Origin of the sequence: Pseudomonas sp. TNT3 (assembly GCF_010095445.2) — a bacterium.
Taxonomy (GTDB): domain Bacteria; phylum Pseudomonadota; class Gammaproteobacteria; order Pseudomonadales; family Pseudomonadaceae; genus Aquipseudomonas.
Genome location: NZ_WFGV02000009.1, coordinates 121555 through 141727 on the forward strand (window position 1 = coordinate 121555; position 20173 = coordinate 141727).

16 protein-coding genes are annotated in these 20173 nt (G+C 59.7%); 8 read left to right on the top strand and 8 right to left on the bottom strand.

All coding sequences use genetic code 11. The features are described from left to right. Positions 1-159 precede the first annotated feature (159 nt). The 7 genes from GBC55_RS08570 (at position 160) to GBC55_RS08600 (ending at position 7927) form a co-directional block, all read left to right on the top strand. Positions 160-1401: an SfnB family sulfur acquisition oxidoreductase gene (locus tag GBC55_RS08570; protein WP_162437049.1), complete on the top strand. Its 1242-nt coding sequence runs from the start codon at positions 160-162 to the stop codon at positions 1399-1401. A 37-nt stretch (positions 1402-1438) separates the two neighbouring features. Further along, the gene (locus GBC55_RS08575) at positions 1439-2632 is read left to right on the top strand and encodes an SfnB family sulfur acquisition oxidoreductase (RefSeq protein WP_162437050.1); all 1194 of its coding nucleotides are present in this window, start codon (positions 1439-1441) and stop codon (positions 2630-2632) included. After that, positions 2632-3990, top strand: a complete 1359-nt coding sequence (locus tag GBC55_RS08580; RefSeq protein WP_162437051.1) for an LLM class flavin-dependent oxidoreductase — start codon at positions 2632-2634, stop codon at positions 3988-3990. The genes GBC55_RS08575 and GBC55_RS08580 overlap by 1 nt, the downstream gene beginning before the upstream one ends. A gap of 119 nt (positions 3991-4109) precedes the next feature. Next, on the top strand, positions 4110-4919 hold the full coding sequence (locus GBC55_RS08585; protein ID WP_162437052.1) for a MetQ/NlpA family ABC transporter substrate-binding protein: 810 nt from the start codon (positions 4110-4112) through the stop codon (positions 4917-4919). Positions 4920-4921: 2 nt separating this feature from the next. Continuing rightward, positions 4922-6043 (top strand): ATP-binding cassette domain-containing protein, encoded by a 1122-nt coding sequence (locus tag GBC55_RS08590; RefSeq protein WP_162437053.1) that lies wholly within the window; start codon positions 4922-4924, stop codon positions 6041-6043. Next, complete coding sequence (locus GBC55_RS08595; RefSeq protein ID WP_154852881.1) at positions 6033-6677, top strand: methionine ABC transporter permease; 645 nt, start codon at positions 6033-6035, stop codon at positions 6675-6677. The genes GBC55_RS08590 and GBC55_RS08595 overlap by 11 nt, the downstream gene beginning before the upstream one ends. Positions 6678-7297: 620 nt before the next feature. Further along, positions 7298-7927, top strand: a complete 630-nt coding sequence (locus GBC55_RS08600) for a class I SAM-dependent methyltransferase (protein ID WP_162437054.1) — start codon at positions 7298-7300, stop codon at positions 7925-7927. 114 nt (positions 7928-8041) lie between these two features. On the opposite strand, the gene GBC55_RS08605 is transcribed toward GBC55_RS08600, so the two are convergent. The 3 genes from GBC55_RS08605 to GBC55_RS08615 are packed head-to-tail and all read right to left on the bottom strand — an operon-like array spanning position 8042 to position 13259. Beyond that, positions 8042-11095: an efflux RND transporter permease subunit gene (locus GBC55_RS08605; RefSeq protein WP_162437055.1), complete on the bottom strand. Its 3054-nt coding sequence runs from the start codon at positions 11093-11095 to the stop codon at positions 8042-8044. After that, positions 11092-12159, bottom strand: coding sequence for an efflux RND transporter periplasmic adaptor subunit (locus GBC55_RS08610; RefSeq protein ID WP_162437056.1), 1068 nt, complete (start codon positions 12157-12159; stop codon positions 11092-11094). The genes GBC55_RS08605 and GBC55_RS08610 overlap by 4 nt, the downstream gene beginning before the upstream one ends. Next, positions 12156-13259 (bottom strand): efflux RND transporter periplasmic adaptor subunit, encoded by a 1104-nt coding sequence (locus GBC55_RS08615; RefSeq protein ID WP_162437057.1) that lies wholly within the window; start codon positions 13257-13259, stop codon positions 12156-12158. Before GBC55_RS08615 ends, GBC55_RS08610 begins: the two co-directional genes overlap by 4 nt. Before the next feature lie 366 nt (positions 13260-13625). Here GBC55_RS08615 and GBC55_RS08620 point away from each other — a divergent pair, with 366 nt between their 5' ends. Next, positions 13626-14786: an AAA family ATPase gene (locus tag GBC55_RS08620; protein ID WP_162437058.1), complete on the top strand. Its 1161-nt coding sequence runs from the start codon at positions 13626-13628 to the stop codon at positions 14784-14786. A 20-nt stretch (positions 14787-14806) separates the two neighbouring features. Here the strand turns inward: GBC55_RS08620 and GBC55_RS08625 are convergent, their stop codons facing one another. From GBC55_RS08625 to GBC55_RS08645, 5 genes are all read right to left on the bottom strand, one after another. Then, the gene (locus GBC55_RS08625; RefSeq protein WP_162437059.1) at positions 14807-15961 is read right to left on the bottom strand and encodes an RHS repeat-associated core domain-containing protein; all 1155 of its coding nucleotides are present in this window, start codon (positions 15959-15961) and stop codon (positions 14807-14809) included. A 617-nt stretch (positions 15962-16578) separates the two neighbouring features. Beyond that, positions 16579-17361 carry a MetQ/NlpA family ABC transporter substrate-binding protein gene (locus tag GBC55_RS08630; RefSeq protein ID WP_162437060.1) on the bottom strand — a complete coding sequence of 261 codons (783 nt, stop codon included), beginning with the start codon at positions 17359-17361 and terminating at the stop codon, positions 16579-16581. A 296-nt stretch (positions 17362-17657) separates the two neighbouring features. Then, entirely contained in the window at positions 17658-18590 is a 933-nt protein-coding gene (locus GBC55_RS08635) for a sigma 54-interacting transcriptional regulator (RefSeq protein WP_162437061.1), read from the bottom strand. 68 nt (positions 18591-18658) lie between these two features. After that, positions 18659-19240, bottom strand: a complete 582-nt coding sequence (locus GBC55_RS08640; RefSeq protein WP_162437062.1) for an alpha/beta hydrolase — start codon at positions 19238-19240, stop codon at positions 18659-18661. Positions 19241-19409: 169 nt separating this feature from the next. Further along, positions 19410-20173 (bottom strand): FAD-binding oxidoreductase (locus tag GBC55_RS08645; RefSeq protein WP_247266883.1); only part of this gene is annotated, 764 nt, incomplete at its 5' end.

The following is a 20173-nucleotide window of genomic DNA, read 5'->3' on the forward strand; positions in this document are numbered from 1 at the left end:
ACATGTTTAGGGTATATGAACCGGACCACCGGACATTCTTGTTTTCGTTCGCCGCCTTTCCCGCGGCGTTTCCATGAGATGTGAGGTAGGTATGGTCCGGAACACAATCACCCCAGTGCAGATCGCCAGGGCATTGCGTGCAGCCAAGGAGTGGCGCTGATGTCCAGTCTGGCAGACGCACTTGTCCAGAGTGATCTGGATATCGCCCCGTTGTTGTTGCCCGCGCAGGTCTTGCGCAACGATGCTCAAGCCATCAAGGCCGCCCATGAGCTGGCACAGGTCGCCCGCCTGCAAGCGGCCAAACGTGACCAGCAGCGCAAGCTGCCGTGGTCGGAAGTCGAACAATTCACCCGCAGCGGCCTGGGCAGCATCGCCATCCCGCGCGAATACGGCGGTCCACAGGTTTCATTCGTCACCCTTGCTGAGGTCTTCGCGATCATTTCCGCGGCTGATCCGGCCTTGGGGCAGATCCCGCAAAACCAGTTTGGCATTCTCAATCTTGTGCTCGGCAGCGCCACCGAAGCGCAAAAAAAACGGCTGTTCAAAAGCGTGCTTGAAGGCTGGCGCATCGGCAATGCAGGCCCGGAGCGCGGCACCAAAAACACACTCGAACTGAAAGCGCGAATCACCGCCGACGGCGATGGTTTCGTGATCAATGGCCAGAAGTTCTATTCCACCGGCGCGTTGTTCGCTCATTGGGTCGCCGTCAAAGCGCTGAACGATGACGGCAAGCAGGTACTGGCCTTCGTCCGCCGTGGCACGCCCGGTTTGCGCATCGTTGATGACTGGTCGGGTTTTGGCCAACGCACCACTGCCAGCGGCACCGTCTTGCTCAACAACGTGCGGGTCGACGCCGAACTGGTGGTGGATAACTGGACGATCAATGACAAGCCAAACATCCAGGGTTCCGTCTCACAGCTGATTCAAGCGGCTATCGACGCCGGCATTGCCCGAGGCGCAATCGACGACGCCATCGAATTCGTGAAGACCCGTGCACGGCCATGGATCGACGCCAACGTTGAACGGGCCAGCGACGACCTCTATGTCATCGCCGACATCGGCAAACTGAAAATTGAACTGCACGCGGCTGAAGCTCTACTGCGCAAGGCGGGGCAAGTGCTCGACCAGGCCAACGCCGCGCCGCTCACTGCCGAGTCCGCTGCCCGCGCCTCGATTGCCGTGGCCGAAGCCAAAGTGCTGACCACCGAAATCTCGTTGCTGGCCAGCGAAAAGCTCTTCGAACTCGCCGGCAGTCGCGCCACCCTCGCCGAATTCAATCTCGACCGTCACTGGCGTAACGCCCGCGTGCACACGCTGCACGATCCGGTGCGCTGGAAGTATCACGCTGTCGGCACGTATCACTTGAACGGCACGTTGCCCGCTCGTCATTCCTGGATTTAACGACCAGACACTTTTGACCAGATCTCTGGAGAAGCACATGCCTCTTTCTCACCACGTCGCGGTCATAACCAGCGATGAGCAAGCCCTGATCGTCGCCAGTGACCTGGCCGATGACTTCAAACGCGACAGCGCCCTGCGCGACCGCGAACGCCGTTTGCCACATCCGGAGCTGGAAGTGTTTTCCCGCTCGGGCCTATGGGGTATCAGTGTGCCAAAGGAATACGGTGGCGCGGGCGTTTCGAACGTCACCCTGGCCAAGGTCATCGCCTTGATCGCGCAGGCGGACGGCTCTCTCGGACAGATTCCCCAAAACCATTTCTATGCCCTCGAAGTGCTGCGAGTGAACGGCAGCGACGAGCAGAAAAAACGCCTGTACGCCGAAGTCCTGGCCGGTCAGCGCTTCGGCAATGCCCTGGCAGAACTGGGCACCAAAACCGCCCACGACCGTGTCACCCGCCTGACCCGCGAAAGCGATGGTTATCGCATTAATGGCCGCAAGTTCTACGCCACCGGTGCCATCTACGCCCAACGCATCCCGACGTCAGTTATTGATGAAAACGGCGTGCAACAACTGGCGTTTGTGCCGCGCGACAGCAAAGGCCTGACGGTCATCGACGACTGGAGCGGCTTTGGCCAGCGCACCACGGGCAGCGGCTCGGTGGTGTTCGAAGACGTCTACGTCGCGGCCGAAGACGTGATCCCTTTTCAAAGCGCTTTCGAACGTCCGACACCGGTTGGCCCGTTGGCGCAGATTCTTCATGCCGCCATCGACACCGGCATCGCCCGCGCGGCGTATGAAGATGCCCTGCACTTCGTGCGCACCAAAACCCGGCCGTGGATTGATGCTACCCATGAGAAAGCCACCGAAGACCCGCTGACCCTCAAGAGCTTCGGCCACCTGAGCATCCGTCTGCATGCCACTGAAGCCTTGCTCGAACGTGCTGGCGAATACCTCGACAAGGCCCAGGCCGACACCAACGCCGAGACCGTCGCGGCGGCGTCCATTGCCATCGCCGAGGCCCGCGCCATCAGTACCGAAATCTCCCTCGCCGCGGGCAGCACGCTGTTTGAACTGGCTGGCAGCCAGGCGACCCTGATCGAACACGGTCTGGATCGCCATTGGCGCAACGCGCGCGTGCACACGCTGCACGACCCGGTGCGCTGGAAGTACCACGCTGTGGGCAACTACTACCTCAACGATGAAAAACCGCCACTGCGGGGGACCATCTGATGAGCGCCAGCAAAAAGAAAATCCTGCTCAACGCGTTCAACATGAACTGCATCGGTCACATCAACCATGGCCTGTGGACGCATCCACGGGACAACTCCACTCAATACAAAACCATCGAATACTGGACCGAACTGGCGCAACTGCTGGAGCGCGGACTCTTTGACGGGTTGTTCATCGCCGACATCGTCGGGGTGTATGACGTCTACCAGAACGCGGTGGATGTGCCGCTCAAAGAGTCGATCCAGCTGCCGGTCAACGACCCGCTGCTCCTGGTGTCGGCCATGGCCGCCGTGACCCGAAACCTTGGTTTCGGCCTCACCGCCAACCTTACCTACGAGCCGCCGTATCTGTTCGCCCGACGCATGTCGACACTCGATCACCTGAGTCGCGGTCGAGTGGGCTGGAACATCGTCACCGGTTACCTCGACAGTGCCGCCAAGGCCATGGGCCTGAGCGAACAGGTCGAACACGACCGCCGCTATGACCAGGCTGACGAGTACCTCGACGTGCTCTACAAACTCTGGGAAGGCAGTTGGGAAAACGGCGCGGTGCTCAACGATCCGCAGCAGCGAATCTATGCGCAGCCAGAAAAGGTGCACAAGGTCGAGCACAAGGGCGAGTTCTATCAGGTCGAGGGCTATCACCTCTGCGAACCGTCGCCGCAACGCACGCCGGTGCTGTTCCAGGCCGGCAGCTCGGACCGTGGATTGTTGTTCGCCGGGCGTCACGCCGAGTGTGTGTTCATCAGCGGCCAGAACAAACCATCGACCAAAGTTCAGGTGGACAAGGTGCGCGCCAGCGCCGTTGAAGCCGGTCGCAACCCTGAGGACATCAAGGTGTTCATGGGGCTGAACGTAATTGTCGGCGCCACCGAAGAGCTCGCTTGGGCCAAGCATGCCGAGTACCTGAGCTACGCCAGCGCCGAAGCCGGCGTGGCGCATTTCTCGGCCTCGACCGGGATCGATTTTTCCGAGTACGAGATCGACGAGCCGATCCAGTACGTGAAGAGCAACGCCATCCAGTCCGCGACCAAAAACCTGCAGAACAACGACTGGACCCGCCGCAAATTGCTGGAGCAACACGCCCTCGGCGGTCGTTACATCACCTTGGTGGGTTCGCCTGAGCAAGTGGCGGATGAGCTGGAATCGTGGATCGCCGAAACCGGTCTGGACGGCTTCAACCTCACGCGCATCGTCACGCCGGAAAGCTATGTGGATTTCATTGAGCGGGTGATCCCGGAATTGCAGCGCCGAGGGTCGTACAAGACCGCTTATGACAACGGCTCCTTCAGGGAAAAGCTGTTTCACGAAGGGGCGCATTTGCCTGAGCAACACACCGGTTCGGCGTTCCGCCGTTAAAAGCATCGCTAGCAGGCTAGCTCCCACAGTTGCAATGCATTCCTACTGTGGGAGCCAGCCTGCTGGCGATGAGGCCCAACCAGACAACACACATTCATGCACTGACTGGAATAACCATCATGACCAAGCACTACCTCTCTCACCCAGTCAAAGCACTGGCCCTGGCCCTCGGCCTCTTCAGCTCCGCTACCTTCGCCGCCGACCCGACGCTCAAGGTCGGCACCACCGCCGCCTTCGCGATTCCTCTGGAAGCGGCCGTCGAAGAAGCCAACAAACAAGGCCTGAAGGTTGAACTGGTTGAGTTCAGCGACTGGATCGCCCCCAACGTCAGCCTCGCTGCCGGCGACATCGACGTGAATTACTTCCAGCACATCCCGTTCCTGGAAAACGCCAAGGCCGCCGCCGGTTTTGACCTGGTACCGTTCGCTCCGGGGATCATCAACAACGTCGGCCTGTATTCGAAGAAATACAAAAGCTTCGACGAGCTGCCAGAAGGCGCTACCGTCGCCATCGCCAATGACCCGATCAACAGCGGCCGCGGCCTGCAGCTCCTGGCCAAGTCCGGCCTGATCACGCTCAAACCCGGTGTGGGCTACAAGGCCACCGAAGAAGACATCGTCAGCAACCCAAAGAAAATCAAAATTCTCCAGGTTGAAGCCGTGCAACTGGTGCGCGCTTATGACGACGCCGATCTGGTGCAGGGCTACCCGGCCTACATTCGCTTGTCCAAGACCTTCGATGCCGGCTCTGCCCTGCTGTTCGATGGCCTCGATCACAAGGAATACGTGATCCAGTTCGTGATTCAGCCCAAGAGCAAAACCGATCCTCGTCTTATCAAATTCGTCGACATTTACCAGCATTCGCCGGCGGTTCGCGCTGCGCTGGATAAAGCCCACGGCAAGCTCTACCAAGCCGGTTGGGAAAGCTGAGAATGACAGCTGCCACGCAACTGCGACTGGAAATTCCAGAGCAACGTCAGGCCCAAAAAGCCGAACTGCATCCTGACCTGAACCGCGCTCATGTGCGTTTTATCGGCCTGGGCAAAACCTACAACGGCCAGCAAGGTCCAGTCGCCGCCCTGCACGGCATCGACCTGGCGATTCAGCGCGGCGAAGTGTTCGGCATCATCGGTCGCAGCGGCGCCGGCAAGTCGTCGCTGATCCGCACCATCAACCGACTTGAACAGCCGAGCAGCGGTCGCGTGTTGATCGATCAGGTGGACATTGGCGAGTTCGATGAAGACCGCTTGGTCGCGCTGCGTCGACGCATCGGCATGATCTTTCAGCATTTCAATTTGATGTCGGCCAAGACGGTTTGGCAGAACGTCGAATTGCCGCTGAAAGTGGCGGGTGTCCCGAAGGAAAAACGCGAGCAGAAAGTACGTGAATTACTGGAACTGGTGGGGCTTGAAGGCAAACACAAGGCCTATCCGGCGCAGCTCTCCGGCGGCCAGAAACAACGCGTCGGCATCGCTCGCGCGCTGGTCCACGACCCGGCGATTCTGTTGTGCGACGAAGCCACTTCAGCGCTCGACCCGGAGACCACGCAATCGATCCTCGGGCTGCTGCGCGAGATCAACCAACGGCTCGGCCTGACCATCGTGCTGATCACTCACGAAATGGCGGTCATCCGCGATATCTGTGACCGGGTCGTGGTGCTCGAACACGGTCGGATCGTCGAGCAAGGGCCAGTCTGGGAAGTGTTCGGCAACCCGCAGCATGAGGTCAGCAAGACCTTGCTCGCGCCATTGCAGCACGCACTGCCGCAAGAGCTGCAAAGCCGCTTGCACGCGCAGCCTCCCAAGCCGGATGCCGCCGTCGTATTGCGTCTGCAATTCACCGGTAGCGCCACCGACGAACCCGATCTGGCCGCGTTGTTCAGCGCCCTTGGCGGTCGCGTGCGGCTGCTGCAAGGTGGCGTGGAGCGGATTCAGGGGCATGCGCTTGGACAACTGCTGTTGGCGGTGACGGATTCATCTTCGAGCGCGGAAGAACTGCGCCAGCGCGCCGGCCAATGGGCACAACAGGTGGAGGTGTTGGGTTATGTGGTTTGATCGCTTGCTGCAGGGCTTCATCGACACTTTCCTGATGGTTGGCGTGTCATCGCTGATTGCGTTACTGGCGGGCATACCGCTGGCGGTGATTCTGGTCACCAGTTCCAAAGGCGGCATCTACGAAGCACCCGCGCTGAACCGCGCACTGGGTGCGTTCGTGAACCTGTTTCGATCTATACCGTTTCTGATTCTGATGGTGGCGCTGATCCCGTTCACTCGCCTGATCGTCGGCACCACCTATGGCGTGTGGGCAGCGGTGGTCCCCCTGACCATCGCCGCTACACCGTTCTTTGCGCGTATCGCCGAGGTCAGCTTGCGTGAGGTCGATCATGGGCTCATCGAAGCAGCACAGGCGATGGGATGCCGGCGCTGGCACATCGTCTGGCATGTTCTGTTGCCGGAAGCGCTGCCGGGGATTGTCGGCGGTTTCACCATTACCCTGGTCACCATGATCAACTCCTCGGCCATGGCGGGAGCGATTGGTGCTGGTGGGCTGGGAGACATTGCGTATCGGTACGGCTATCAGCGATTCGATAGCCAGATCATGCTGACGGTGATCGTGTTGCTGGTGGTGTTGGTGGCGATTATCCAGCTGGGTGGGGATCGATTGGCGCGGGGTCTTAACAAACGCTGAATCAAGATCAAAAGATCGCAGCCTTCGGCAGCGCCTACAGGTGTCCACCGATCCACTGTAGGCGCTGCCGAAGGCTGCGATCTTTGCTGTAGGAAACCCACTACAAAAACTGCCGTTTTCTCACAGAAAAATCAGCGCTCCTACATAGCAAATCCCTTCCCTTTGCAGGACGTTTCCTAGATTATTTCGCACGCTTGCGCCTGCAGAATTCCGTGCCTAACCTCCGTCCGTCACTGCTCATCAGTGATCGGGTTTAGTAGCCCGGATCAATAGGTGCATAGCGTCCCATCCTCACGCCCGACACTCTGTCGGGTACTGAATATGGCGGCTGTGCGTGGGGCGTCTTCGGATGCACCGGGTTCCTATTGACCGGCCTACTAACCCGCGCACAGCTGCCACCCATCGTTTAGATGAAGAACACCGAGGACTGATTCAGGTTTTTGGTGGTTATTAATACCGTCATCGCGAGCAGGCTCACTCCTACAAAAGATCTACAGCGGATGCTGGATCTGTGTCCGACGCGATCCACTGTGGGAGTGAGCCTGCTCGCGATGGCTGCGCAGCAGCCCTGGTCCTGATGGCGTATATTCGGCGTATCCCAATTACCCGCGCAGCCCACCATGAAACAAACCCCGGACGACCTCGAAAAAATCACCTCCACCACCTTGGGCCATTACAACTCGGTGGCCGAAGGCTTTCGTGAAGGGACGCGTGATCACGATGTCAGCCAGAACATCGATGCACTGCTGCGGCATATTCAGGGGAAGGCACCGTTTAATATCCTCGACTTCGGCTGCGGTCCGGGGCGCGATTTGCAAACCTTCACACGCCTGGGTCATACCGCAGTCGGGCTTGATGGCTCAGAGAAGTTCGCGCAGATGGCGCGTGAAGACAGTGGCTGTGAAGTCTTGCAGCAAGACTTTCTCAAGCTGGATCTGCCAGACCAACGCTTCGACGGCATTTTTGCCAACGCCGTACTGTTTCATATCCCGCGCCAGGAATTGCCTCGGGTGCTGAAGCAGTTGCACGGTACGTTGAAGCCGGGGGGCGTGTTGTTCAGTTCCAATCCCCGTGGCGAAAACCAGGAAGGCTGGAACGGGCCGCGTTATGGCGCGTATCACGACTTGCAGGCGTGGCAGGCGCTGTTGACCGAGGCGGGGTTTGTCGAGCTGGAGCATTACTATCGGCCAGCCGGATTGCCGCGGGAGCAGCAGCCTTGGTTGGCAAGTGTCTGGCGTAAGCCGGTGTAGTCAGGCAGGACGCCATCGCGAGCAAGCTTGCTCCTACAGAAAACCGCGTCCGTCTGGACGACGCGGTCAACTGTGGGAGCGTGGCTTGCCCGCGATGAGCGCGAAGCGCTCGCCTTACTGCACTTCTTTCTTCGGTTCCCGAATCTTGTACCAGGCCACGTACAGCGCCGGCAAAAACAGCAGCGTCAGCAAGGTCGCGATAATAATCCCGCCAATCATCGCGTAGGCCATCGGCCCCCAGAACACTTCCCGGGCAATCGGGATCATCCCCAGACTCGCCGCCGCCGCCGTCAGCAAGATCGGCCTGCGTCGATGTTCCGTGGCTTGCACCACCGACTCCCACGGTGAATAACCGTCCTTCTCGAACGCTTCGATCTGCGTCACCAGAATCACCGAGTTGCGGATGATGATGCCGATCAGCGCCAGAATCCCCAGGATCGCCACGAAGCCCATCGGCGTGCCCGTCGGGATCAGCGCCAGCACCACGCCAATCAACCCGAGCGGCGCGACGCTGGCCACCAGGAACAGCTTCTGCACACTGTGCAGCTGGATCATCAGGAAGGTCGCCATCAGGAACAGCATCAGTGGCACGACCTTGGCGATCGGCCCCTGGGCCTTACCGCTTTCCTCAACCGTACCGCCAGTGGCGACCTTGTAGCCCACTGGCAGAGTAGCGGCGAACTGGTCGATGGCCGGCTTGAGTTGCTTCACCAGGTCAGTCGGCTGAATCTCGTCACGCACGGCAGCCTTGATGGTGATGGTCGGTTTGCGGTCTCGACGCCACACCAGCGGCTGTTCGAGTTCATAGCGCACGGTGGCGAATGACAACAGCGGAATCGACGTCCCGCCCGGCGTGACGATCTGCAGGTTCTGCAAAGTTTGCGGAGTTCCGCGCTCGGCATCCACCGCACGGCCGACGACGTTGATCAGATAGATATCGTCATCCACCTGCGTCACTGGCGCGCCGACCACGATGCTGTTCATCAGGTTGGCCACGTCTTCCGACGACAGCCCCAGTTGCCGTGCCTTGTCCTGGGCGATGTCGATCCGCAGAACTTTGCCCGGCTCGTTCCAGTCGTAAATGATCTCGCCGATGTGAGCGTTCTTATCCAGCTCGGTCGCCAATGCAATGGCGTGCTTGCGCACTTGATCGATGTCCTTGCCACTGACCCGGTACTGAATAGGCCGACCCACGGGCGGACCCATTTCCAGCGCCTGGACGTAGCTGCCGATGCCGACGAATTCTTTGCGCAGACGCTCACGCAAGCGCTGGCTCAGGGCCTCTCGCGACTCCAGGCCTTTGCTGACGATGATCAGTTGCGCGTAGTACGGGTTTTGCAATTGCTGGTCGAGGGGCAGGTAGAAACGGATCGCACCTTCGCCAATGTAGGTGCTCCAGCGCACGATGTCCGGATCGCCCTTGAGCGTTTCCTCGAGCTTGTTCACGGCCTTGCGGGTTTCGGCAATCGAGGCGTTTTGCGGCAGGTTCAAGTCGACAAGAATTTCCGGGCGGTCCGACGACGGGAAGAACTGGTTCTGCACGAATTGCATGGAAAACACCGACGCCACGAACAGCGCAATCGTGATGCCGATGGCCCACCAGCGATTGCGCATCGCCCACAGCATGCCGCCGTTAAACGCCCGCCCCACGCGGCCAGGCTCTGCATTGTGCGGCTTCACGTTGGCGCTGAGGATGTGCACACCGATCACCGGGGCAAACAACACCGCGACCACCCATGACACCAACATCGCCACCGCGATCACCGCAAACAGCGTGAAGGTGTATTCACCCGCCGAGCTCGCGTTGAGGCCAATCGGCACGAAACCGGCGACGGTCACCAGCGTTCCGGTGAGCATCGGGAAGGCGGTCGAGGTGTAGGCGAACGTCGCCGCCTGCTCCTTGGTTTCGCCCATCTCCAGGCGCGTGACCATCATCTCCACCGTGATCATCGCGTCGTCCACCAGCAGACCGAGGGCGATGATCAGCGCGCCGAGCGAGATCCGCTGCATGGTGATGCCGCTGTATTCCATGAACACAAACACCATCGCCAGCACCAGCGGGATCGAGCACGCCACCACCAGCCCGGCACGCACGCCAAGGCTGATGAAGCTGACGATCAAGACGATGACCACGGCTTCGAACAACGCGCTGGTGAAACCGCCGACGGCTTTCTCCACCACTTCGGCCTGGTCGGACACACTGTGCACGCCCACGCCCACCGGCAAGTCGGCAGTCAGCTCTTCCATGCGTTGATGCAAGGCTTTGCCGAACTCCTGGATGTTGCCGCCCTTCTTCATCGCGATGGCCAGGCCGATGGCGGTCTGGCCGTTGAAGCGAAACTCGGGCGTCGACGGATCGACATAACCACGGCTGATTTCAGCGATGTCCGCCAGGCGATAAAAGCGATCGTTGAGCTTCAGATTGACGTTGGCCAGGTCTTTTTCAGACTCGAACTGACCCGATGTGCGCACCGAAATCCGCTCGGGACCTGCCTCGATCACCCCGGCCGGGGTCACCGCATTCTGGGATTGCAGGCTTTGCACCACCTGGCGCTGATCCAGTCCCAGGGCGGCAAGTTTGCGCGTGGAGAAGTTCAGGTAGATCACTTCATCCTGCTCGCCGATCATCTCGACCTTGCCCAGCCCCGGCACATCACGGATCTCTGCCCGGACCTGTTCGACGTAATCGCGTAGCTGGCGCAGCGACATGCCATCCGCCGTGAAGGCGTAGACCGAGCCATACACGTCACCGAACTCGTCGTTGAACCCCGGCCCTTGCAAGCCTTGAGGGAAATCACCGCGAATGTCGTTGATCTTCTTGCGCACCTGGTACCAGATTTCCGGGATGTCCTCGGCACTGGTGGTGTCGCGCAAGTAGACGAACACGGTGGATTCGCCGGGTCGGGTGTAGCTTTTCACGTAGTCGAGGGAGTCGAGCTCTTCGAGTTTTTTCTCGATGCGGTCAGTGACCTGCTTGAGGGTCTCTTCCTGGGTTGCGCCCGGCCAGCGGGTCTGGATAACCATGGTCTTGATGGTGAACGACGGGTCTTCCTCGCGACCCAGGTTCATGTACGAGAACACGCCCATCAACAGCGCGACGAACATCAAATACCAGACAAACGACTGATGCTTGAGGGCCCATTCGGATAAATTGAAACTCCCTTTCATTGTGGGCTTTCCTCGTCGGTTTTCACTTTTTGCCCTGGTTTCAGGCTGTTCACGCCGGCGCTGACCACGCGCTCGCCAGACTTCACGCCATCCGCCAGCACCACGGTGTCACCCGTGCGGCTTATCAGGTGGACGTCTCGCGGGGAAACGGTTTGGGTTTGTGCGTCGATCACCCAGATGCGCTGCTTGCCGTCCACCTCCTGCAACGCGGTGACGGGCAATTCAATGCGCGGTTTGATCGCCGAACTGAGGGTCACGCTGATGGCCGTGCCGAGGTGAAAGCCCGGTGGCGTCTCCGTCAGCGTCAGGCGTGCCCGGCGAGTGCGGGTCGCGCTCTCTGCCTGAGGCTCGATTTCTCGAATGATGGCGGTGGTGGTGATGCTCGGGTCCAGTTGCGCGGCGACCTGGAACACCACGTCCGCCGGCAACTGATCAACCAGGGTGTCCGGCAGGTCGATCACCGCTTCCTTAATGTCCGGCTGCGCCAGGGTCACGACTTGCTGGCCGGCCGTGACGACTTGCCCGGCTTCGGCATTCCACGCGGTGACGATAGCCTTGTGATCGGTGCGCAGTTCGACGTAGCCCAGTTGATCCTTGGCCTGGCCGACCGCGGCCTTGGCTTGATCGAGGGAGGCCTGGGTGGTTTTCAGGTCGGTCTGGGCAGCGTCCAGTTGCGCCTGGGCGCCCACACCCCGATTGAACAGTTCCTGCTGGCGTCGGGCATTGGCCTGGGCGTTGATGAATTGCGCCTGGATTTTCGCCAGATCGCCCTGGGCAGAACGCAACTGGTTCTGCTGATCCGTGGGATCAAGGGTGGCGAGCAAGGCGCCCTTCTCGACCTCGGCGCCCACATCGACGACACGACGAGCAATGCGCCCCGGCACGCGGAACCCGACATTGCTTTCATAACGCGCCTGGATACTGCCGGCGAATCGGCCGAGGTTTTCTTCGTCCAGGGCCAGGACCTTGATCGACAGCACAGGGCGTATCGGCTCCGGTGGCGGCTCTTTTTTCGAGCAGGCCGCCAGCATGACAGCGGCTAAAACCAGCCATAGGCGCTTCATGGCTGATTCCCCACTTCCAGATCCTTGTACGTGTTTTCGGCCACTTCCACTTTTACACCGGGGTGCAGTAACTGGCCGCCGGCGATGATCACTTTATCGCCGGCGTTCAAGCCGCCGCTGATGACGACTTTACCGGTGAGGTAACGGCCGACGGTAACGGTGTGCAGTTCGGCTTTGCCTTCGCCGTCCACCCGCCACACGGCGGGTTCGCTGATGTTTTTGGTCAGGGCTGACCACGGCAGGACGACGGCGGATTTGCCTGGCGTCTTCGCGGTGGCGCTCACCACTGAGCCCAGTTGCATGCCCTCCGGCAAACTGCTGAGCGTCACTTTGACTTGCACCGTGCCGGTTTGCGCAGAAACGGCCGGGGTGATCTCGCGAACGGTGCCGGTGGTTTTAATGGCGGGGTTGTCGAGCAAACTTACAACCACCGTTTTATCTTCCGGTTCCTGGGCCAGCAGCGACTCGTAGATGTTGAACACGGCGTCGCGCTCGCCATCCCGGGCCAGGCTGAAAATCGGCACCGTGGCCTGTACCACCTGGCCGACTTCAGCCTGGCGCGCGGTGATCACACCCGGCGCGTCGGCAATCAGCGAGGTGTAGCTCAGTTGCTCGCGGGCATTGGCCAGTTGCGCCTGGGCAGCCGCCAGCGCGCTTTGGCTGCTGCGCAAGGCGGCTTGGGCAGAATCGTATTCGCTTTGGCTGGTGTAACCCTTGGGCAGGAGTTTTTGCTGGCGGACAAAGGACGCGGCGGTCTGTGTGACCCGGGCCTGTTCGGCGGTGACCTGGGCCTGCGCCGAGTCGACATTGGTTTGCAGGTCTTTGGGATCAAGCTTGGCCAGTACTTGCTTGGCCGACACTCGATCACCGACATCGACCATGCGCTGAATGATCTTGCCCCCGACCCGGAACGACAGTTCGGTCTGAACCCGCGCCTGGACATCGCCCGTGAGGGTCACCGTCGCCGCGTAATCGGCCAGCTTGACCTCTTGCACGAATACCCGCGGACGTTCCTTTTCAACCTGTTTTTTTTCGCCGCAGGCGGTCAGCAAAGCCAGGAGGCTCAACCCAACCACTAGTTTCAATCCGGGACCAGCCATGCAGACTCCTTTGCGTTGAACAGGCGTGCGATTCTCGATACGACTGTGAGCTTAGAACAGGGTTCAACAGGCGCCTCTGATGCCCGCCAAATAAAGCGATAACATCATAATCTCAGGGCAACCCCTACCGGAATCATGTCGCGGTCCTGTAGCAGCTGGCGAAGCCTGCGACCGACTGCGAAGCAGTCGTAAAATCAGTACTCGCGGTGCAACAGGCGGACCGTTCAAGCCGGACTGCGACTGCTTCGCAGCCGAACGCAGGCTTCGCCAGCTGCTACAGGGATCGTGGCGCAGCGGGTGCTACAGGTATCACCGTGTTGCGGACAATAAGGCAAACTGGTGCACCACGCAGCTGGAAGCTTCTCAATGCTTAAAACTCTCGCAGTGGCCAATTATCGCTCGATCAACAAACTGGTCATCCCGCTGGGGCGCCTGAACCTCATTACCGGCCCCAACGGCAGTGGCAAATCCAACCTCTATCGAGCGTTGCGCCTGCTGGCGGAAACCGCTCAGGGCGGTGTGGTCAATGCATTGGCTCGAGAGGGTGGGCTGGATTCGACCTTTTGGGCCGGTCCGGAGAACATCTCTCGGCGCATGCGCAACGGCGAAGTACCGGTCCAGGCAAACGTGCAACACGGCCCAAAACGCCTGCGCCTGGGGTTTGCAGGCGAGGACTTCAGCTATTCGATTGCCCTGGGCTTGCCGGTACCAACCCGTACTGAGTTCTACCTCGATCCTGAAATCAAAAAGGAATGCATCTGGTCTGGCCCGTTCTACCGTCCCGCCAGCCTGCTTGTGGATCGCGCCGGGCCGATGATTCGCGTCCGCGACGGTCGAGGCTGGGAGGTACTCGCCCAGCACACGCCGAATTTCGACAGTCTGTTCGATCAGGTCGGCAGTTTTCGCACCACGACGGAAGTCTTGCAGCTGCGTGAATTCATTCGCCGCTGGCGCTTTTATGATCACTTCCGCAGCGATGCCGACGCGCCGGTTCGTCAACCGCAATTGGGCACGCGCACACCGGTGTTGCACCACGACGGTCGTGATCTGGCGGCGGCGCTGCAGACCATTCGTGAAATCGGTGATGCCGACGCCTTGCAAGCGGCCGTCAGCGATGCGTTTCCCGGCGCGAGATTGAACATCGCACCGCTGCAAGGGGGTCGGTTTGCCATCGAGTTTTATCAGGAAGGGTTGTTGCGACCGTTATCGGCGGCCGAATTGTCTGACGGAACGTTGCGTTATTTATTGCTGGTGGCCGCATTGCTGACGCCGAGACCGCCATCGCTGATGGTGCTGAACGAACCGGAAACCAGCCTCCACCCGGACCTGTTACCGGCGTTAGCGCGGTTGATTATTCGGGCGTCAGAGCAGTGTCAGGTGTGGGTGGTGTCCCATGCTCGGCGGTTGATTTCAGCATTGCAGGAGGCCGAGGAATGCAATTGCATTGTGCTGGAAAAGCATTTGGGCCAGACCGGGATTGTCGGGCAGCGCGTGCTGGATGAACCGGCCTGGTATTGGCCGGATTGACGTTCAATTACACGTTGTTCTCATGATTCCCGAATGATTTTACGCCGAGCCCTCAGCACGAACGCACCATCATGCCTGCGTTTGATAGCGCCCCTGGAAGTTGGCTGGACAATACTTGGCGTTAGTGGTGGAGCCGAAGCAATAGGCGTCGGGGTTTGAGGAGGAGCTGAGGGAGTAAAGCCCGAGGCTGATGGCAAAGGCATGGGATTCATGTCAATGGAGATATGTGAAGGTCTTCTTGAGCCCGCTGATAGCACTCGACTTGCTACAGCAGGCGACCCGCCAGATAGATTTTTCAGGGCAGGCAGCACTGCAGCATCACGCGCAGCCCACCAGGACCCCAATCTTCCCACTGCTGAAGCAGCCCCGAGCCCCAATGAAGTGTGGGCCATGGGTACAAGCGCGGTAGAAGCGGGGCTAATGGCGGCAACAATCGTACTCGCCAGACCGGCAACAGCTCCAAGAACACCGGTCACTCCCGCAGAAACGGAAGACAAAGCACCCACGGTATGTCTTAGGGGGGATCGAAACACGGCTCCATTTGCTAACGCATCCAGTCCTACCTGAAAAGGGATGCCGGGCCTCAACGTGATAACCGAGTTGAACAGTGTGCCTAAACTGGTGAGGATTCTGGCAATTGCGGCAAATTGTCCGGTCGGATCGTTATGATTCACCGGATCCCCCAGACAATACGCATACGGGTTCAACCCACCCCGACCAAACGGACTCAACCGGTCAGGGCTGTTGAAACGCATCAGCACCGGGTTGAACGCCCGATGCCCGTTCCCCAGCAGATAATGTCCAGTCAGCTGGTCGCGGCGTTCGCCGTTAAAGCCGAGAAGGCTGCTCAGACCACTGTCGGCCGAATGATGACCATAAGGGGTGTAGATCTGCGGCGACGGTCCCATCGAATCCAACAATTGCAAAACGGAGCGTTGTTGATCAGTGGCCAGCAGTTGGCACTCGAGGCTGCCGTCGTCTTCGCGCGATTGCATGGCGAGCAGTTGCTCACCCTGGCGGAACACGGAATGGCTGGACTGTCCTTGCAGCTCCGTCACTAGATGCTGGTGACGGTAAAAACGTTGGAGACTTGCCTGCCCAGCGGTTTCTGAACCTGTGAGTAGATCCAGTGCGTCGTAGCGATACCGACACACATCAGCGGGTAACGATGTCATGTGCGAAACCTCCTGCTCGAATGTCTAGTTTGCACCGAACCTGAGGAACAGGGCACCTGACAGAAATGCCAGGTACCCCAGGCCACGCCCTTAACCCCTGCCACTTGCCGCCCTCGAAATCTCGCTCTCAGGCTGGGTGTTCTCATTCGACTCCTTGCGCACGGAGCGCGTCGTACAGGCGCACTCATTCCTACGCTCAGCGTCTACTATTTCCCCTAGCGTTGTAGGAAGCATCTCTTTTTCGGTAGGAGTCTTCAGGGATGGACATCTTTTGGCCAGACTCCCGGCCGAACCTTCACAAGGAAGCGAAAAATGGCAGATGAAAAAACGTCGCAGCCAATGGACACACAAGATCTATTGAAGCTGCTGCTGGCGTTGCGCAAGGCGTTGAAAGCCAAGACGGCCTAAGCCTCCAGGGGCAAAAAACTCTCAATGTGCTCGCGTAGCTTCCTGTAGCAGCTGCCGAGCCTGCGAGGCAGCGTCGGGCTGCGGAGCAGCCCCAAGGCCCGCATCGGCCGCGGCTACAAGGCTTCGCGAGCAGGCTCACGCCCAAATAAAAAACGCCGACGCTGTATCAGCCGTCGGCGCTTGAAACCGTGAAGGGTTTACCGCATCAATCAGAACGCCGGCAGTACCGCACCGCTGTATTTCTTCTCGATGAAAGCCTTCACTTCAGGACTGGTCAACGCCTTGGCCAGTTTCTGGATGGCAACGCTGTCCTTGTTGTCCGGACGTGCCACCAGGAAGTTCACGTAAGGCGAATCGGCACCTTCGATGATCAGCGCGTCTTTAGCCGGGTTCAGACCTGCTTCCAGCGCGTAGTTGGTGTTGATCATGTCCAGGTCGACCTGGTCCAGAACACGGGGCAGCATGGCCGACTCAAGTTCTTTGAACTTGAAGTTGTGCGGGTTCTTGGCGATGTCTTTCGGAGTCGCCAAAGCGTTTTTCGGGTCTTTCAACTCGATCAGGCCAGCCTTCTGCAGCAGGATCAGGGCACGGCCGCTGTTGCTGCCTTCGTTCGGGATGGCGATGGTCGCGCCGTCTTTGAGCTCAGCCAGGGTTTTGACTTTCTTGGAGTAGCCGCCGAACGGTTCTACGTGCACGCCGATGACGGTCACCAGATTGGTGCCTTTACCTTCGTTGAAGCTGTTCAGGTACGGCAGGGTCTGGAAGTAGTTGGCGTCCAGACGCTTCTGGTCAACCTGAACGTTCGGCTGAACGTAGTCGGTGAACACTTTGATTTCCAGGTCCACGCCTTCTTTGGCGAGGGTTGGCTTGATCAGTTCAAGAATCTCGGCGTGGGGAACCGGAGTCGCCGCCACTACCAGTTTTTCGCCAGCCTGGGCCAGGCCCGCGGTCAGGGCAGCCGCCAATGCGGTGAACAACAGAACCTTTTTCATGCAGTGTCCTTATCGAAAATCACGGTCGTCATCGACGACGGCTTCAAGTGAGGTGCCAGTGAAGTGCTATCGCTGGCGTGACGCGGACAATACCGGGATTTTTTATTCCCGAACAATATCTTTTATTCACTTTCATATTCCATTTTGTTCATACAGACGAGCAGGCCTTTGTAGCAGCTGCCGAAGGCTGCGGTCGGGCGCGCTGCGGCCGCAAATCCAGCGCTGCGGTCTTTCAGTAATACCTTGTTGTGCCGTTTTACGATTGCTGCGCAATCGAACGCAGCCTTCGGCAGCTGCTACACAATCAGCGCAAGGCGCTCGAACAAGTGCCTCAATCCGGATCGTTCTGAAGGGGAGCCGTTCTTAATAAGCCGAGCCACCTCCTGCTCAATGTGCTCGAGAGGCGCAGGCACCGACGGCAAATTCAAATGCTCAGGCAAAATCTCGTCGCCAGTGCTGACCAACAGCGCAAAGTGAATGACGTTTTCCAGCTCTCGGGTGTTGCCTGGCCAGGAGTGCTGTTCCAGCACCTGCTGCGCCGCCTCGCTGATCAGCGGCACGGGCAGGTCCAGCCGCTGGCTGTAGATGCCGAGAAAATACTCGGACAGCGACAGAATATCGCCCACCCGTTCGCGCAACGCTGGCAGTTCGAGTTGGCCTTCGCTGAGGTAATGATAAAGACGTTCATTGAATTTTCCGGCCGCCACGGCCTGCGCCAGATCAATGCTGGTGGCTGCGACCAGACGCACGTCCACCGGGCTCGGCTGAGTTGCGCCAACGCGGGTGACTTCATGATTTTCCAGGGCCGCGAGCAACTTGATCTGAATCGGCAGCGGCAGGTCGCCGATCTCGTCCAGATACAAGGTGCCGCCATTGGCCGAACCAAACCATCCAGCCCGACTGCTCGCCGCACCGCTGTAGCTGCCCGCGGCATAGCCGAACAACTCGGCGTCGGCGTACGTCGGGCTGATCGCACCGCAATTGACCGACACGAACAAACCACCACGATCACTTGCACGGTGGATATGACGCGCGAGCAATTCCTTGCCGCTGCCGGTTTCGCCACGGATCAATACGCTGATAGCGCGCGGTGCCAGATTCTCCAGGTCCTGGCGTAGTTGCCGGGAGCGCGGATCGACAAACACCAGCGCTTTGGCGCGGATACTCAGGGGACTTTTTTCAGCGTCGGGAAAGGTCAGCAGCGGCTGACCGAAGGTTTCAAAACTCATGGCAGACTCCCGCCCAAAACCGCCGGGAGGCGGGGGCCTATTCAAAAAGAAAGCGAAAAAAGAAAAATTCAGGCACGACGCAGGGCGTGATGTTCCATGCGGTTTTGCAGGCGATAGAGGTAAGCAAAACCCTGCTCCCAACGCTGGTGACCGGACTTCACGTTGATGTGCCCCGCGCCCGCCAGAATCCCGGCCTCAGCCCCCCAGTTTCGCGCCAGCTCCAGTGCTCGCGGTGCGCTGACGGCGCTGTCGTTGTCGGAGCTGACGACCTGGCTCGGGAACGGCAAAAGATCCACAGGAATCGGCGCGAAGTTGCGCAAGGCCGGTGCGCAGGCTGGACGCTCGACGTCCGCTGGCGCGACCAGTAAGGCACCGCGCACCTGACGCAGAAACTGCACGGGCGCGGTGGCGGCCCAATGGGCAACGGTGATGCAACCCAGGCTATGGGCGATCAGGATGACCGGCGTGCTGTCCGCGGCAATCGCTTCAGCCAGCGCGGCCACCCAATCTTCACGACGCGGGGTCAGCCAGTCGGCCTGCTCCACGCGGGCGCTATTCGGCAAACTGTTCTGCCAGTGGCTTTGCCAATGATCTTCTGGCGATCCTTGCCAGCCCGGCACAATCAGGTAGCGAATTGATTCGTTGCGCATGGGGGAGCTCTCCTGCTGCGTGTCTGTTCCTGGGCGAGTATAGGGAGCGAATTTATATCCGTTAAGGAATAAGAAGCTATTTATTAAGACCTATAAAGAATATGAGAACCAAAAAATCCCAGCCCGAAGCCGCCGCGACAGGCTGAGATTCACCAAGGAAAGCGTTGATTCAGGCGGGATACCCGAGCGAATCCCGCAATCGGTACCAACTGATCGCCAGTGCAGCACCCAGTTGACGGGCCGGGTACAACGGCAGGCGGGAGACCGGGGTCACGGGAAATTCCAGTTGCGCCTCATCGCAACCCTGTACGGCCTGTGCGAGCACACGTCCCAGCGCCGTTCCCATCGCCACACCGCGACCGCAATAACCGAAGGCCGTCCACACGCCATCCGCCAGTCGGTGCAAGCGTGGCAAATCATCAATGGTCATGCCCACCCGGCACGCCCAGCCGTGCACCCAGGCCACGCCCGCCAGTTCTGGAAAGCGCTCGATGGCCGCCGCGATGAGTTGCGCGCGTGTGGCGGGATCAAGCGTGTCGGCAGAATGCCCGCGGCCGCCGATGACGAATCGTCCGTCCGGATCGATACGGCAGTAGTAGGTGATTTTGCGTGTCTCGGACACGCCCGCTCCGCGCGCCATGATGCGCTCGCGCAAGGCCACCGGAAGAGGGTCGGTCGCAATCTGCGCGCTCGACACCGTGACATAGGATTGCGCAACAGCAGGCCACAGCCGGTCGGTGTATGCATCCGTGGCCAGGATCACCTGCTTTGCACGAACCTGATGGCCATTCACGGTCAGCTCGACGCCGCCTGCCACCGGCGTCATTGCACTGACGTGCGAGTGCTCATGAATGGCTGCACCGCAAGCGAGAGCAGCGTCTGCGAGCCCGCGAGCATAGGCCAGCGGATGCACCGCGCCGGCACGCCGCTCGA

Bases quoted from the DNA above. Each gene is read 5' to 3' on its own strand.
- GBC55_RS08635 (WP_162437061.1), bottom strand. From the start codon at position 18,590: ATGAGTTTTGAAACCTTCGGTCAGCCGCTGCTGACCTTTCCCGACGCT.
- GBC55_RS08630 (WP_162437060.1), bottom strand. From the start codon at position 17,361: ATGAAAAAGGTTCTGTTGTTCACCGCATTGGCGGCTGCCCTGACCGCG.
- GBC55_RS08610 (WP_162437056.1), bottom strand. From the start codon at position 12,159: ATGAAGCGCCTATGGCTGGTTTTAGCCGCTGTCATGCTGGCGGCCTGC.
- GBC55_RS08620 (WP_162437058.1), top strand. From the start codon at position 13,626: ATGCTTAAAACTCTCGCAGTGGCCAATTATCGCTCGATCAACAAACTG.
- GBC55_RS08580 (WP_162437051.1), top strand. From the start codon at position 2,632: ATGAGCGCCAGCAAAAAGAAAATCCTGCTCAACGCGTTCAACATGAAC.
- GBC55_RS08570 (WP_162437049.1), top strand. From the start codon at position 160: ATGTCCAGTCTGGCAGACGCACTTGTCCAGAGTGATCTGGATATCGCC.
- GBC55_RS08585 (WP_162437052.1), top strand. From the start codon at position 4,110: ATGACCAAGCACTACCTCTCTCACCCAGTCAAAGCACTGGCCCTGGCC.
- GBC55_RS08640 (WP_162437062.1), bottom strand. From the start codon at position 19,240: ATGCGCAACGAATCAATTCGCTACCTGATTGTGCCGGGCTGGCAAGGA.
- GBC55_RS08625 (WP_162437059.1), bottom strand. From the start codon at position 15,961: ATGACATCGTTACCCGCTGATGTGTGTCGGTATCGCTACGACGCACTG.
- GBC55_RS08600 (WP_162437054.1), top strand. From the start codon at position 7,298: ATGAAACAAACCCCGGACGACCTCGAAAAAATCACCTCCACCACCTTG.
- GBC55_RS08575 (WP_162437050.1), top strand. From the start codon at position 1,439: ATGCCTCTTTCTCACCACGTCGCGGTCATAACCAGCGATGAGCAAGCC.
- GBC55_RS08605 (WP_162437055.1), bottom strand. From the start codon at position 11,095: ATGAAAGGGAGTTTCAATTTATCCGAATGGGCCCTCAAGCATCAGTCG.
- GBC55_RS08595 (WP_154852881.1), top strand. From the start codon at position 6,033: ATGTGGTTTGATCGCTTGCTGCAGGGCTTCATCGACACTTTCCTGATG.
- GBC55_RS08615 (WP_162437057.1), bottom strand. From the start codon at position 13,259: ATGGCTGGTCCCGGATTGAAACTAGTGGTTGGGTTGAGCCTCCTGGCT.
- GBC55_RS08590 (WP_162437053.1), top strand. From the start codon at position 4,922: ATGACAGCTGCCACGCAACTGCGACTGGAAATTCCAGAGCAACGTCAG.